The organism is Fimbriimonas ginsengisoli Gsoil 348, assembly GCF_000724625.1.
Lineage (GTDB): Bacteria > Armatimonadota > Fimbriimonadia > Fimbriimonadales > Fimbriimonadaceae > Fimbriimonas > Fimbriimonas ginsengisoli.
The window spans coordinates 1822949-1836712 of sequence record NZ_CP007139.1; the positions used below are offsets into that span (position 1 = coordinate 1822949).

A 13764-nucleotide genomic window follows, 5' to 3' on the forward strand; every position below is an offset into this window, starting at 1 on the left:
ATTGTTTTCGACGATGGGCCAAAGGTCTCGGCTCGCTTTTTAACATTCGACCTTCGCATGCGAGCGGTTCATGAATGCATTTCCATCGGTCCATTGCCGGCGCGGCGTGTATACTTCTCCAAACCCCCTGCACTTTATGTCCGGAAAGGTTTTTGCCTGACCGGACCTAGTCGTTTGTGGGTGACAGGAGTGAGTGAGACCGTGACCAAATACATCTTCGTTACCGGAGGCGTCGTAAGCTCGATCGGAAAGGGAATCACCACCGCCAGCCTTGGGCGGCTCCTGAGAAATCGTGGCTTTACCGTCGCTCCGATGAAGCTCGACCCGTACATCAACGTCGACGCGGGAACCATGAACCCGTTCCAGCACGGCGAGGTGTTCGTAACCGACGACGGGGCAGAGACCGACCTCGATCTGGGCCACTACGAGCGGTTCATGGACGTAAGCTGCTCGCGCGGCTCGTCGGTGACCACCGGCAAAGTGTATAGCGCCGTCATCGACGCGGAGCGCCGGGGCGACTATCTCGGCGGCACGGTCCAAGTCATTCCGCACGTCACCAACGAAATTAAGCGCGCGATCCAGGCTCTCGCCAAGGAGCAGGAGGCGGACGTGGTCATCGCCGAAATCGGCGGAACGGTGGGCGACATCGAATCGCTGCCGTTCCTCGAGGCGATCCGCCAGATGCGCACCGATCACGGGATCGAGAACACGATGTACGTCCACGTGACGCTCGTTCCGACCGTCGGACCGTGGGGCGAAGTCAAGACGAAGCCGACCCAGCACTCCGTAGAGCGGCTGCGCGCCATCGGCATTGCTCCCGATGTGCTCGTCTGTCGGAGCGAGGTCTCGCTCCCCCATGACGTTCGCGAGAAGATTTCCCTGTTCTGCGGCGTACCGCCGCAAGCGGTCATCGAATCGAAAACCGTGGACACCATCTACGAAGTGCCGATCGAGTACGAAGCCGCTGGCCTGGGAGACTTCGTGGTCAACCGCCTCCGGCTCGAGCCGCGCCCGGTCAATCTCACCGAATGGCAGGCGCTGGTCGAGACGCTAAAGGATCCGCGCAACTCGGTCAAGGTTGCGGTGGTCGGCAAATACACGAGCAACGGCGACGCTTACAAGTCGATCGCCGAATCGCTGACCCACGCCGGAATACCGAATGACAGCCGCGTCGAAATCGTGTGGATCGAGAGCGACAGCCTAGAAAATGGACGCCCGCCGGAGGAGTTCCTGGCCGAGGTCGACGCTTTGGTCGTCGCTCCCGGATTCGGGGGCCGGGGAATCGAAGGGAAGATTCGCGCCATCGAATATGCCCGCGAGAAGGGGCTTCCGTTCTTAGGAATTTGCCTCGGGCTGCAGATGGCGGTCATCGAGTTCGCCAGAAACGTCTGTGGGCTCGAAGGGGCCAACTCCGAGGAGATGGTCGCCGACGCTCCGTACCCGGTCATCCACCTGCTGCCCGAGCAGAAGCACGTGACCGATAAAGGGGCGTCGATGCGCCTGGGAAGCTATCCCTGCAATCTCGTGAACGGAACCTTGGCCGCCCAGCTTTACGGCTCCAACCGAATCGAAGAGCGCCACCGGCACCGGTATGAGGTGAACAACGACTTCCGAGAGAAGCTGCAGCAGCACGGCATGGCGATCTCCGGCGTCTCCCCGGACTACCGGCTGGTCGAGATGATCGAGGTCCCCTCGCACCCGTTCTTCATCGCCACCCAGGCCCACCCGGAATTCCGATCTCGGCCGAACCGGCCGCACCCCCTGTTCGAGGGCTTGGTGCGAGCCGCCGTGCTTCGGCGAGCGAGCGTGGGAGCCGCGACCTAGATATGCCTCAAGTTCAAAAACCGGCCTTCGAGCAATATCGGCAGGAAATCGTCAAGGCAGGCCGCCCGATGCTGGAGAAGAATGTGGCGCCGATCCAGGCCGCCATCGTCGCCCAACTCGACGGAATCGACGAGCTTCTGATCGAGAAGACCCGGCGCCTTCCACATAACGACGGAATGATCGAGATCTCGGCGAAGTGGTTCGGCCTCGATTCCAGCCAAGGCGCCGTAACAAGAAAGCTCCGCTCCGACTGGCCCGAGGCCGCCCTCGGCGCCGAGGAAGCGAAGTTCACGATCACCCCAAGCGACGAGGCCGTTCTGCTGATGTTCGCCGGCACGTACGAAGGTGGCGCCCGCTACGTCACCGGGCGCATGCTGATTACCTTCTAGGTATCCTTCGCGTGATGCAGGTCTCAATGGAGCGGCTCCTGCAAGGGGTCATCGATTACGCGGGGCTATTCCCGCCCGCTCGGCTTTCGATGGCCGACGCGGTCAGTCGGTATCTCCAAACCGTTTCGGGTCCCGACGAATGGATCGTGTCCCGTTTCGTCTGTTCCACCAGTCGCCTCTCGGAGCTCGCCGATACATTACGTAACGCCGACTACGTCCCAGTGAGCGCGGTCGGGCGGCCAAGCCGCGATCGCGCGAGTTGGGAAGAGGCATTAGCCCAAGACGCCGCCGATATGAACGACTTCCACAAGCGGATGGGAGACCGCGCGGAGGTCGAAGCTTACGAGATCAGAATCCCTAATCACGCCGGCCTCCCGGGTTACTCCCGCGATCTGGGCGGCTTCCGCGATGCCGACGTTTTTGTCGAGCTTCCGTGGGGGGAAGGTCTCGACGACTCGCTGGCGTTCATCGCCGAAACGGAGTGGCTGGGCGCCAAAGGGAGAACCGGCGGGCAGGAAGCGAGCGCTTTTCCTGATGCGTGGAATCTTGCCGGCTTTATCCGGGGCTGCGTCGATCTCGACGTCCCCTTTAAGCTCACCGCAGGCCTTCATCATCCCCTGCCCTGCCCCGACCCTGCTACGGGAGCCACGATGCATGGCTTCCTGAACGTCTTAGGGGCGGCCGCCTTCTCGATCTCCGAAGATATGTCGCGTCGCGACATGGAGCGACTGCTTCTCGATGCCGACCCGACCGCCTGGAAATTCGACGCGCGCCAATTGGTTTGGCGCGACCGAGTTGCCAATCTCGACGATCTCGATGAAGCGCGGGCCAGATTCGTCTCCTTCGGCTCGTGCTCCGTGGACGAACCGCTGGACGGTCTACGGGGGCTGGGGCTGCTCGCCGCCTAGCGCACTTTTTCGCCCACAATCGTCCATAAGGTTAAGGAGAGTCCTCATGAGTCTCGTCATTCCCCCTGACGCAAAAAGCTGGATCGCGGTCGATCCGGACAGCCATTTTCCAATTCAAAACCTGCCGTTCGGGCTCGCGGCCCGGGAGGACGACAACGAAACCGTCGTCGTCCGTATCGGCGATTTTGCCGTCGATCTCTGCCAACTTTCCGCCTGCGGGTTGCTCCCGGAAGAAGATTTCCCGGTTCTCCACAGCCTAATCGACCTTGATCGGGAGGACATCAGCCATCTGCGGCGACTTGTCTACGAGCTCTTGAAAGAGGACAACCCGACCCTTCGCGACGATAAGGAGCTCTGCTCGGAAGCGCTGATTCCGATCGACCAGGTCGACATGCTCGTCCCGGTCGAGATTCCGGCCTTCGTCGACTTTTACTCGGGAATCCACCACGCCAGCAACGTGGGACGCATGTTCAGGCCGGACATGCCGCCTCTCCTTCCGAACTACCGCCACCTTCCGGTCGCCTACAACGGCCGCGCCTCCAGCGTGATCCCGTCCGAAGTGCCCGTGAGGCGCCCCAAGGGGCAGACGAAGGGAGCGGACGACCCAGTACCGGTCTTCGGTCCTACCAAGGAGCTGGACTTCGAGCTGGAGCTTGGCTTCTTCCTCTCGGAAGGGAACGACTTAGGCGAACCGATTCCGATCGGATCCGCTGAGGACCACATCCTGGGCGTGGTTTTGTTGAACGACTGGTCAGCCCGCGACGTTCAGCGCTGGGAATATCAGCCGCTCGGCCCGTTCCTCGCCAAAAGCTTTGCCACCTCGATCTCGCCGTGGATCGTCTCCCTCGATGCCCTCGAGCCGTTCCGCGTCGAAGGGGCCCCTCAGGAGCCGGACGTGCTTCCGCATCTCCAACCGAGTAAGCCGAGCCACTACGATATCCACCTCGAGGTGGCGATCCAGACCGAAAAGATGACCCAACCCCAGGTGCTCTCTCGCTCCAACGCGAAGTACCTCTACTGGAGCTTCGTCCAACAGCTCGCGCACCAGACATCGAACGGAACCAACACGGAACCCGGCGACCTTTACGGCACCGGGACGATCAGCGGACCCGCCGAAGGAACCTACGGCTCCCTCCTCGAGCTCTCCTGGCGCGGCCAACGCCCCATCAAAATGACCGAGACCGGCGAAGAGCGAACCTTCCTAGAAGACGGCGACACCGTCATCATCACCGGCTATTGCCAAGGAGACGGATACCGGGTCGGTTTCGGAGAGTTGCGAACGACGGTGATGGGGTAAGGGCCAGGCGTTGGGCGTTAGATCAGAAATAACTCTTTCTGCCTAACGAGCCGCTGTCCCAACGCCTAGCGCCCAACGCCTTAACGCCCAAACACGCCCCCACAACCCGTAAACTCCAACCATGCCTCTCTCCGGAGTCCTCCCCGCTTCCGTCACTCCGTTCGACCTCAGCGGTCGAATCGATCTGCCCGGCTTTGCTCGCCTGGTGGCTTGGTTTCGCTCGAACGGGTGCTCGGGGATCGTGCTGGCGGGGACGAACGGCGAGGGGCCGTCCCTGAGCGCGGTCGAGAAGCGCGATCTTGTGCGGGACGTGGTTCCGCTCGCTGAGGGGCTTCACGTCGTTCTCGGGGTGGCGACCGCAAGTTTGGAAGAGGCGGTGTGGTCTTGCAAACAGGCTCACTCGGCTGGCGCCACGGCCGCGTTGGTGATGCCGCCGGCCTACTTCCGGGAGGCGAAGGAGGAGGGGATCGCGGAGTGGTTCGAAGCTCTCCTCGACCGTTCTCCTCTCGACATCCTTGCCTACAACCTGCCACAGAGGACCGGAATCGCGCTATCTCCCGAGCTGATCGCCCGGCTCGCCCGACACGATCGACTGATCGGGCTAAAAGACAGCAGTGGAAACCAAGCGAATATCACCGACTACGCGCAAGCCCTAAGCGGCACCGGAAAGACGATGCTGGTGGGAGACGAGACGCTTCTCGTTGACGCTCTCCGCGCGGGCTGGTCGGGAACGATCAGTGGCGCGGCAAACCTGATCCCGAATTGGTTGAGCGCTATCGTGTCGGAATGGCCGACCGACCAAGAGTCGGCGGAAACCAAACACGCGGCCATCATGCCTGCACTCCAGGCGATCCGAAAGTCTCCCCAACCGGCCACGAACAAAGCAATGCTTCACCGCCTCAGCCTCCTTGAGAACCCCTCCCCCCGCCTACCGCTCCTTTCGGCCGAGCCATCCGTGGTCGAAGAGGCCTGGGCTCACATCTCAAAGCTCGTCGGTAGAGTTCAATAAGGTGGCACGGGCTTTCAGCCCGTGGCTATCACGACCATCCTGGTCGTGTGAATTCGGCTAGGGCTGGAAGCCCTAGGGACCCACTGGCAAGATGCCAGTGCCACCCCTGCACGAAAACGGGCCAAGAGCGAAGCTCTTGGCCCGTCGGGGTAGTGGTTGGGCTTACTTGCCCGGGGTGGCGTTGCTGATGAGCACGTGACCGGTTTCCTTGTCGTACTCCACGTTCACGTTGAGCGCCTCGTGAAGGAAGCTGAGCGGAACGATCGTTCGTCCGCGATCGATGTAAGGCGCAACCTCGAGGCTCACGCTGAGCTTGTTGACAAGCGCGTTCTTATCGCCGATCTGCAGACGGATGTCGTGGCCGTCGGCCTTTGCCTTCACCGTCTTGGTGAGGTTCTCCCAGTCCACCGTGCCGCCGGCTTTCTCGAGCAGATGGCGGAACGGAGTCATCGGAACGCCGTCGTCGACGCGAGGGTTGACGTCGAAGTCGACGTACTGCGAGTTGAGCACCACCGCGAAGCTGGTGAGATTCGGAAGGCGCGAGCCCTTCACGATCCGGACGATATTGGTCGCTGCAGCCACATGGCCGAGGGTAGGCACCTGGCCGGACGTGTGAGCCGCAATCGAGATCACACTTGCGGCGGAAGTCACCTTAGGCGCGACCTTCGGAGAGAAAACCTTGGCGGTGGGCGCATAGGAAACCTTGGTGCTGGGCGGAAGGCTTCGCGGACCGGCGGCGAACGAAACCGCGGTCGGAGCGGACTTCATCCCACTCAGCGACCCAACTTCGATAGCCTTGACGCCGTTGGACTTCGCGATTCCCGCGATCTTCGGCGCATGGGTGGTTCCGCTCGCGCCGACCGATTTGGCGGCGGCGCTAACGGAGATCGGCCGGAAACCGGCTTCGCTACCCTCTACGCCGTTGGTCTTCGGGTTGGCGGAGGTCTTCAGCTCGGTGTCGACGCCGATGCGCTTGGTGGGGCCGCCCGGGTTGTTGACGAAAACCTTGGTCTTGCGGGTCTTGAACGTCGCGCTCGACTCATCGATCGCCCACGCCTCGACCTCGTGCCAGCCGTTGCTCTCTCCGATGGTGTCCCAGGAGAAGGTGTACGGCGGATAGTTGGTCATCTTCTTGAAGTTGTTGTCGACAAAGAAGCTGACGTAGACATTCTTGAGCTCCCTGCCGAAGCCCATCGCTATCTCGACGGATCCTCGAACGGTCTGGCCGACCTTGGGGGTCTTGAGGAAAACCGGACCGGTATTACTCTGGTCGGTAGAAATGTTGGTCTTGTCGCTGCCGACGAGCTTGCCGGTTCGATCGAACAGTCGAATCTCGACCTCGTTATCTCCGTCGTGCAGGTCGCTGAGGTTCAGCGTGAAATTGGTCTCTCCCGAGGCCTTGGCGGCCGATACCGCTCGAGTTCCGAGGCTCTCGCCATTCACCCTCAGCTCAACCAGCGCGGTGTTCGCGCCGTTGTATCGCACAGTGAGCGTGGGGCTATTCAGCGCCCGGTCGATCATGATCTTCGCGTCGATCGGGAGCGCGCTTGCAGATGCAGCGACCACCGATAAGCCCGCGAGCACCATCATCTTCTTAATCGTTTTGCTCGTCTTTGACATATCCAACTACCCTTCCAACAACCCTTTTGGAACCCGCCACATGGCGTGCCGGTCTAATTCTCCCACGCTCGCCACCGGATGTCAAGGCGAGTAGGTCTCTGAAAGGGAGGGACGTGTCGGGGTCGATGAATCGTTCGGCGTCGGTCTCACGTCTGTATTTGAATCTGCGGTAGGGTTATCGGGACGCGAAATTCGCCATGTTGACCCTTTTGCTCGCTCTCAACGGGAATATTAAACCTCCGCAAGAACTGTACAATTACCTGGTCAAACCGGATTCTTCCTTCGAATCTTCGGTCGCGACACGTGAAGAGCATGGGTTAACGCTCCGGATGACGAGCCAGACTTGGCACGGCGTCAAGTGGCGTCACTCGCTCATCCTGCGCCAGCCGGTCGAATCGAGCATTCGCGGCACCTGCATCCTCTACATCACCGGCGACGGGCCTCGCGACGGCGACTTCAGAGATATTTCCCTCATGTCGGCGGCCACCGGGATGCCGATCGCGATGCTCTTCGATATTCCGAACCAGCCGATCTGGGGGATGCGCGAGGACGACCTCATCGCCCACACCTTCGAGGAGTATCTCCGGACCAACGACCCCACTTGGCCCCTTCTCTTTCCGATGACGAAGAGCGCCCTCCGCGCCATGGACGCCGTGCAGGAAGCGACGAAGGGAACCGCGAACCCGATCCGGCGCTTCGTGGTGACCGGGGCGAGCAAGCGCGGTTGGACCACCTGGTTGGTCGGCGCGGCCAAGGACCGGCGGGTGATCGGAATCGCCCCCATGGTCTACGACAACCTTAACGTCGCCCCGCAGATGGAGCACCAGATCAAGAGCTGGGGCGCTTACAGCGAGATGATCCAGGACTACACCCGACGCGGCCTGCAGCAAAAACTGGAAACCCCCAAAGGAAGGCACCTCGCCGCCATCGTAGATCCGTATTCGTACCTTCCCAACATCCGAATTCCCACCCTCGTAGTGAAGGGAACGAACGATCCGTATTGGACGGCCGATGCGACGAGCCTCTATTGGCGCCGGCTTCGGCAGCCGCACTGGCTGTTGAGCGTGCCGAACGTCGGCCACGACCTCGGTGGCGGCGTTTTGGCCGCCGCCACCATCGGGGCGTTCGCCCGCTCGCTCGCCGGCGAGTTCGCCATGCCCAGGGTCGAGGCGCACATCGACGACAAAGTCGACGCCTCCGGCCTACTCCACTGGCGCGCCCGCGTGACCAGGGCGAGAGGCGCTACGCTTACCGAGGCTCGGCTCTGGGTAGCGGCTTCCGATACCCTCGATTTCCGAAAGTCAAAGTATCAACGCCTCGACGCGATCCCGGTGAACGAAACCGGGGCCGAGATCAACGGCGCAAAAGCCCCGCCCCCCGGCAACCTGGCGCTCTTCGTCGAGATGCGCTACAAAGCCAAGGGCCGAACCTTCAGCCTAAGCACGCCAACGCAGATTATTAAACGCAGCTAAACCGCGACCGCCAGCGTCTCGTCCCGCAGATGCCCCAGGTGGCGCTTGTAGATCCACTGGAAGATCGGGGAGGCCATGAGAGTGGTGACGATCGCCATGATGACCATGATCGTGTAGAGGCGCTGGGTGATGACGCCCTGCTGAAGGCCGATATTGAGAATGATCAGTTCCATCAGCCCGCGGGCGTTCATCAGTGTCCCGATCGCCCACGATTCGCGCCAACCTTCTCCGCTCGCCTTGGCGGCCAGCGTGCACGCGAGCCCCTTACCGAGGATCGCGGCAATGACGACGACGACGGCGATCATCGCCATCGACGGGGAGTCGATAAGGTTCACCTTGGTATTGAGACCGGAATAGACGAAGAAGAATGGAAGCAGCACCGAAACCGTGAGCGACTCGATCCGCTTGCGAATCTCATCGACGAACGCGCCCCGCGGCATCGCCGCTCCGATCAGGAACGCGCCGAACACCGCGTAGATGCCGATCGCGTCGGTGATGTACGCGCCGGCGAATAGAAGGATCATCGTAGTGACGAAGAGCCCCTGCGACATTTCCCCTTGGCGCTCCATCGTCTCCGCCAGCTTTACAAACAATCGGCTTGCGTACTTGAGGATCACGAAACCGAAGAGAAGGCCGCCCAGGATCGCGTACGCCGCGTAGGTCCAACTCCCCTTCGCGTAGGCGAGAACGACGGCCAGAAGCGACCAGGCCACCGCATCGTCCGTAGCGCCCGCGCCAAGCGCCAGCGTCCCCAGGGTAGTACCCGCGATCTTCCGCTCGTAGATGATCCTCGCCAACATCGGGAACGCGGTGATGCACATCGCCGCGCCGAAGTAAAGGCAGGCCGTTCCGAGCGTGATGTTCTCCTTGAACAACCCCCAGCCTTTGTAGGTAAACACCGCCAGGCCGGCGCCGAGGACGAACGGGACGGCGATTCCGGCGAGCGAAACCGAGATCGCGCCCTTCGCCCGATGCTGGATCAACTTGATGTTGAACTCGGTCCCCACCAGAAACATGTACAGCACCAGCCCCAACTGGGCGGCCGCGTACAGGATGAACATCGAGGGGTGACGAAACGACTTTTCCGCGCCGCCGACAAGATAGGTGGAATTCAACGGAAAGAGCCAAGCCTGAGGCCCCGGAGCGAGAAGGCCAAAGACGGAGGGGCCGAGAAAGACGCCCGCGAGCATCTCCATCACCACCTGGGTTTGGCCGAGGAAGCGTTGCCCGAACCAGCCGACTGCCTTACACACCATCAAGACCACGAGGATCTGGAGGAAGAAACGGAGCATCAAGTCGACTTCGGTCACGAGAAATACTATAACGGATTGGCCTGAGAAACGTTTCGCAGTATCCTGAACGGGTGAAAGTCGACGTCGCTATCATCGGAGGCGGGCCTGGAGGCTCGACCTGTGGAGGGTTTCTAAAGAAGTACCAACCGGGGCTAAAGGTCGCCATTTTCGAGCGCGATACGTTTCCCCGGGACCACATCGGCGAGAGCCAGCTTCCGGTCATCGGCGCCATTCTTCACGAGCTGGGTGTGTGGGATAAGGTCGAAGCCGCCGACTTCCCGATCAAGGTCGGCGGCACCTACCGCTGGGGCAATAGCGACGACCTCTGGGACTTCCATTTCTTGCCGCACGGTAAGTTCGACGATGCCCCTCGACCCGGCAAATTTGAAGGCCAACGCCGGGAAACGGCGCTCCAGGTAGATCGATCGATCTACGACAAGATCCTCCTCGATCACGCTCGCGAGCTTGGCTGCGACGTGTACGAGGCGACCGGAGTCCGAGAAGTGCTCCGCTCCGGCGACACCGTAAAGGGACTCGTGCTGGAAGACGGGCAAAAGGTCGAAGCGCGTTACTATATCGACGCCTCCGGCCATTCAGGTTTTCTTAGAAGAGCGATGGGGATCGGAATCGAGGAGCCGAGCGCGCTTCGCAACATCGCGATTTGGGATTACTGGCAGAACGCCGAGTGGGCGGTCAACATCGGAGTCGGCGGTACCCGGATACAGGTGATGAGCGTCGGCTACGGCTGGCTCTGGTTTATCCCGCTCAGCCCCACCCGAACCTCCCTCGGCCTAGTTTGCCCCGCCGATTACTACAAGAAGAGCGGCATGCGGCCCGAAGAGCTTTACATGAAGGCGATCCAGGACGAGCCGCGCATTCGCGGTCTCACGCGGAACGGCAGTCGCGAAGGGCAACTATCGACCACCAAGGACTGGTCTTTCGTGGCCGAGCGCTTGACCGGAGAAAACTGGTTCCTCGTGGGCGAAGCCGCCGGCTTCGCCGACCCGATCCTCTCCGCGGGCTTGAGTCTCACCCACGCCTCTGCCCGGGAAGCGGCCTACACGATCATGGAGATGGACCGTGGCAGCGGCAAGAAATGGCTGCGGGCCGAGTACGACGGACGTAATCGCCGCCGGGTGCTCCAGCACATCAAGTTCGCCGACTACTGGTACACCGCTAACGCCCACTTCTCCGACCTCAAGGAGTACACGCGGGAGATCGCAAGAGACGCCGGGTTGGAGCTGGATGCCGAAAAGGCGTTCCAGTGGCTCGGGACCGGTGGCTTTATCGAGGAAGACCTGAACGTGGGTGGCTTCGGCACCGTGAGCTTCAACGCGCTTCACCAGATCAGCCGACGGCTTTCGGATAAGCCGGCCATTCCCGCTACCGCGGGATTCAACGGTTTTGTGCTCGATCTTGCCGGCGCGGAAAAGGTCGAGCTGGCCCACTACGAAAGCGGCCGCGTCATTCCAATTCCTGCCTACCGGCGAAATGGAAAGCTGCTCCCGCTAACCGGTTTGGCCGCGTACCTCGTGATGGGACTTCAGCATTCCCCGAGGATCTCCCAAGCGCTGGCGATGATCTCGCACGAGATGGCCAAAAAAGGGATCCGATACACGCCAGTAGAGCACGAGGGTTTTGTCCAGACCTTGGAGGCAATGGTTCGCGATGGATGGGTCGAGCCGCGGGCATACGCCACCGGCGACTCGCTCCAAAACTGGCAGCCGGAAGCCTCGTCGATGATCGAGACCAACCACGATCTCGATCTGCCGGAGGATAGAAGGGCCTCCAGCTTGGCGTAGTTTGGAATAACCTCCCGCTCTGTCAAGTATCCTCCTGGGGAGCGCCCTGGACGCTCCCCACCCGATGACCACCGGAACCGTTCCCTATCTCGACAAGCCCGTTTCCCGCATCGTTTGCGGCACCGACTTCCTCATGGGCGCTGCCCCAAATAACACGTTTGCCGCCCTGGATGCCTACTGGGAAGCCGGCGGACGCACATTCGACTCGGCCCACTGCTACGGCGCCAATTCGAATATCTTCGCGGCGTGGACGGGCAGCCGGGGCGTTCGCGATGAGGTGATCTACTTCGACAAGGGATGCCACCCCTACGGCCGAAAGCGGGTGACGCGAGAGGATATGCGAAGCGACATCCTCGACAACCATCGACGGCTCGAGCGCGGATACACCGATTTCTTCGTCCTCCACCGCGACGACCCCGAAGTCCCGGTGGGAGAGATCGTCGACTGGCTAAACGAATTCAAAGAGGAAGGGCTGATCGGCGTGTTCGGCGGCTCGAACTGGGAGCACACGCGCATCGCCGCCGCCAACGAGTACGCGCAGAAGGCGGGCAAGCAAGGGTTCTCGCTAAACAATCCGAACCTGACCCTCGCGGAAAACGTGCGTCCGCTGTGGGACGGCTGTCTGACGATCGGCGAGGAGGGACGCCGCTGGCATGCCGAGACGAACTTCCCGCTGTTTGCCTGGTCCTCTACCGCTCGCGGCTACTTTGCCGGCGTCGACGACCCGGAGGTTTTGCGAGCATACGACAGCGAGACGAATCGAGCCCGCCGCGCGCGCTGCGAGGAGCTCGGCAAGAAATATGGGATGTCCACGGTCCAGATGGCGCTTGCTTGGACTCTGAGCCAGCCGGGGAACATCTTCGCTCTGTGCGGTCTCCGAACCGTGGATAACGTCAAGCAGAACGTCGAAGTCACGAAGCTGAAACTTTCCCCGGAAGAGCTGCGATATCTCGAGTTCGGCGAGCAGTAGTTAGGAACATGGTGCCAATCGAAGTCGTGCGGGGAAGCTTGCTCGAGCAAGACGTCGAGGCGATCGTCAATGCCGCCAACACCGCGATGCGAGGTGGTAGCGGGATCGATGGCGCGATCCACCGCGCTGCCGGTAAGGAGCTTATCGGGGAGTTGATGAGGGTTGCTCCCCACGGAGCCAAAGCCGGAAAGGTCGTCGTCACCCCCGGCTTCAAAACCGGATTTCGGTACATATTCCACACCGCCGGCCCGATCTGGCGGGGTGGTTTGAACGGAGAGCCAGCCCTCCTGGCCGATTGTTACCGGAACGCCACCCTGGAAGCCGAGCGTCTCGGCGTTCGCACGCTCGGGTTCTGCAGCATCTCCACCGGCGTCTACAGTTACCCGCTGGAGCGCGCGGCCCCAATTGCCTTAAACACCGTCCGCGAGACGGCCACGAATCTCGACCGAGTCGTCTTCGCCATGTTCGGCGAAAAGGAATACGAAGTCTTCGCCAAGCTAGCGAACGGCTAACGTGGCATCGGCTCCCAGCCGATGAACCCCGCGACCGTACCGGTCGTGGAATAGGGCCAAGGGCAGGATGCCCTTGGGACCCACTGGCTAGAAGCCAGTGCCACGTCAGTCTTCTAAGGCAGTCAACGACGGCTCCAGCCGCTTGGCCAGCCGGCCGCGGTCGATCTCTCGTTCGGCCACGGCGATGCCGAGATCGTACGCCTCGTCAGGGTCGATTTCCAGTTCATAGCCGTTCGTGTAGAGGAACAGCACGGCGGAGGAGAAGCCGACTCGTTTGTTGCCGTCGGCAAACGCATGGGCGAGGGCGAGGTGGACCCAGTAGGCGGCCGCCAGCAAGGCGATCGCCGGACGGTCATCATCCTCGTGGCACTCGTATAGGTAGAGGTTTCGGGGCGCGTCGAGCGCGCTTTCCAGATGGCCCGGGTGCGGCAGCCCGATCCGGCCGCCATAATTCAGCAAGCTGTCTTCGTGGATAACGAGGGCATCGTCCCACGAGATGAACCGAGGCTCGACCGTCACTTCGCCAGCTTTTCCAATGTCTTAGCGTACTTGCGGTTCAGTCGCTCGATCCCTTTCCGTAGCGGCAAAGGGGTTCCTCGGCGCAATGGCCGCTTTGGGTTCTCCGGTGCGCTTGTCTCCGTTCTCATGAATTCATTGTCCCTCATCCGA

At 61.5% G+C, this 13764-nt stretch carries 13 protein-coding genes; 9 read left to right on the forward strand and 4 right to left on the reverse strand.

Annotated features, from left to right (window positions below):
* Positions 1 to 201: 201 nt before the first annotated feature.
* The 5 genes from OP10G_RS08340 to OP10G_RS24285 all read left to right on the forward strand — a co-directional run bounded on the left by OP10G_RS08340 (position 202) and on the right by OP10G_RS24285 (position 5427).
* Positions 202 to 1824 carry a CTP synthase gene (locus OP10G_RS08340; RefSeq protein WP_025226346.1) on the forward strand — a complete coding sequence of 541 codons (1623 nt, stop codon included), beginning with the start codon at positions 202 to 204 and terminating at the stop codon, positions 1822 to 1824.
* 2 nt (positions 1825 to 1826) lie between these two features.
* Positions 1827 to 2213, forward strand: coding sequence for a hypothetical protein (locus tag OP10G_RS08345; RefSeq protein WP_025226345.1), 387 nt, complete (start codon positions 1827 to 1829; stop codon positions 2211 to 2213).
* Between the two features lie 14 nt (positions 2214 to 2227).
* The gene (locus OP10G_RS08350) at positions 2228 to 3121 is read left to right on the forward strand and encodes a hypothetical protein (RefSeq protein WP_025226344.1); all 894 of its coding nucleotides are present in this window, start codon (positions 2228 to 2230) and stop codon (positions 3119 to 3121) included.
* Between the two features lie 46 nt (positions 3122 to 3167).
* Positions 3168 to 4418: a fumarylacetoacetase gene (gene fahA, locus OP10G_RS08355; RefSeq protein ID WP_025226343.1), complete on the forward strand. Its 1251-nt coding sequence runs from the start codon at positions 3168 to 3170 to the stop codon at positions 4416 to 4418.
* 121 nt (positions 4419 to 4539) lie between these two features.
* Positions 4540 to 5427: a dihydrodipicolinate synthase family protein gene (locus OP10G_RS24285; RefSeq protein WP_025226342.1), complete on the forward strand. Its 888-nt coding sequence runs from the start codon at positions 4540 to 4542 to the stop codon at positions 5425 to 5427.
* Between the two features lie 162 nt (positions 5428 to 5589).
* On the opposite strand, the gene OP10G_RS08365 is transcribed toward OP10G_RS24285, so the two are convergent.
* Positions 5590 to 7047, reverse strand: a complete 1458-nt coding sequence (locus tag OP10G_RS08365; RefSeq protein WP_025226341.1) for a stalk domain-containing protein — start codon at positions 7045 to 7047, stop codon at positions 5590 to 5592.
* 197 nt (positions 7048 to 7244) lie between these two features.
* Here OP10G_RS08365 and OP10G_RS08370 point away from each other — a divergent pair, with 197 nt between their 5' ends.
* Positions 7245 to 8519, forward strand: coding sequence for a PhoPQ-activated protein PqaA family protein (locus OP10G_RS08370; RefSeq protein ID WP_025226340.1), 1275 nt, complete (start codon positions 7245 to 7247; stop codon positions 8517 to 8519).
* On the opposite strand, the gene OP10G_RS08375 is transcribed toward OP10G_RS08370, so the two are convergent.
* A complete protein-coding gene (locus OP10G_RS08375) occupies positions 8516 to 9829 on the reverse strand; it encodes a cation:proton antiporter (protein WP_025226339.1) in 1314 nt (437 codons plus the stop codon). The two genes, OP10G_RS08370 and OP10G_RS08375, sit on opposite strands and share 4 nt — an antisense overlap.
* Positions 9830 to 9882: 53 nt before the next feature.
* Here OP10G_RS08375 and OP10G_RS08380 point away from each other — a divergent pair, with 53 nt between their 5' ends.
* The 3 genes from OP10G_RS08380 (at position 9883) to OP10G_RS08390 (ending at position 13095) form a co-directional block, all read left to right on the forward strand.
* Positions 9883 to 11613: an NAD(P)/FAD-dependent oxidoreductase gene (locus OP10G_RS08380; protein ID WP_025226338.1), complete on the forward strand. Its 1731-nt coding sequence runs from the start codon at positions 9883 to 9885 to the stop codon at positions 11611 to 11613.
* Positions 11614 to 11677: 64 nt separating this feature from the next.
* Positions 11678 to 12583, forward strand: a complete 906-nt coding sequence (locus OP10G_RS08385; protein WP_025226337.1) for an aldo/keto reductase — start codon at positions 11678 to 11680, stop codon at positions 12581 to 12583.
* Between the two features lie 8 nt (positions 12584 to 12591).
* The gene (locus OP10G_RS08390) at positions 12592 to 13095 is read left to right on the forward strand and encodes a macro domain-containing protein (RefSeq protein ID WP_025226336.1); all 504 of its coding nucleotides are present in this window, start codon (positions 12592 to 12594) and stop codon (positions 13093 to 13095) included.
* A 105-nt stretch (positions 13096 to 13200) separates the two neighbouring features.
* Here OP10G_RS08390 and OP10G_RS08395 read toward each other — a convergent pair whose 3' ends face one another.
* Together OP10G_RS08395 and OP10G_RS27615 are read right to left on the reverse strand one after the other, a co-directional pair.
* Positions 13201 to 13614: a type II toxin-antitoxin system death-on-curing family toxin gene (locus OP10G_RS08395; RefSeq protein ID WP_025226335.1), complete on the reverse strand. Its 414-nt coding sequence runs from the start codon at positions 13612 to 13614 to the stop codon at positions 13201 to 13203.
* Positions 13611 to 13742 carry a hypothetical protein gene (locus OP10G_RS27615; RefSeq protein ID WP_265101702.1) on the reverse strand — a complete coding sequence of 44 codons (132 nt, stop codon included), beginning with the start codon at positions 13740 to 13742 and terminating at the stop codon, positions 13611 to 13613. The genes OP10G_RS08395 and OP10G_RS27615 overlap by 4 nt, the downstream gene beginning before the upstream one ends.
* Between the last annotated feature and the right edge of the window lie 22 nt (positions 13743 to 13764).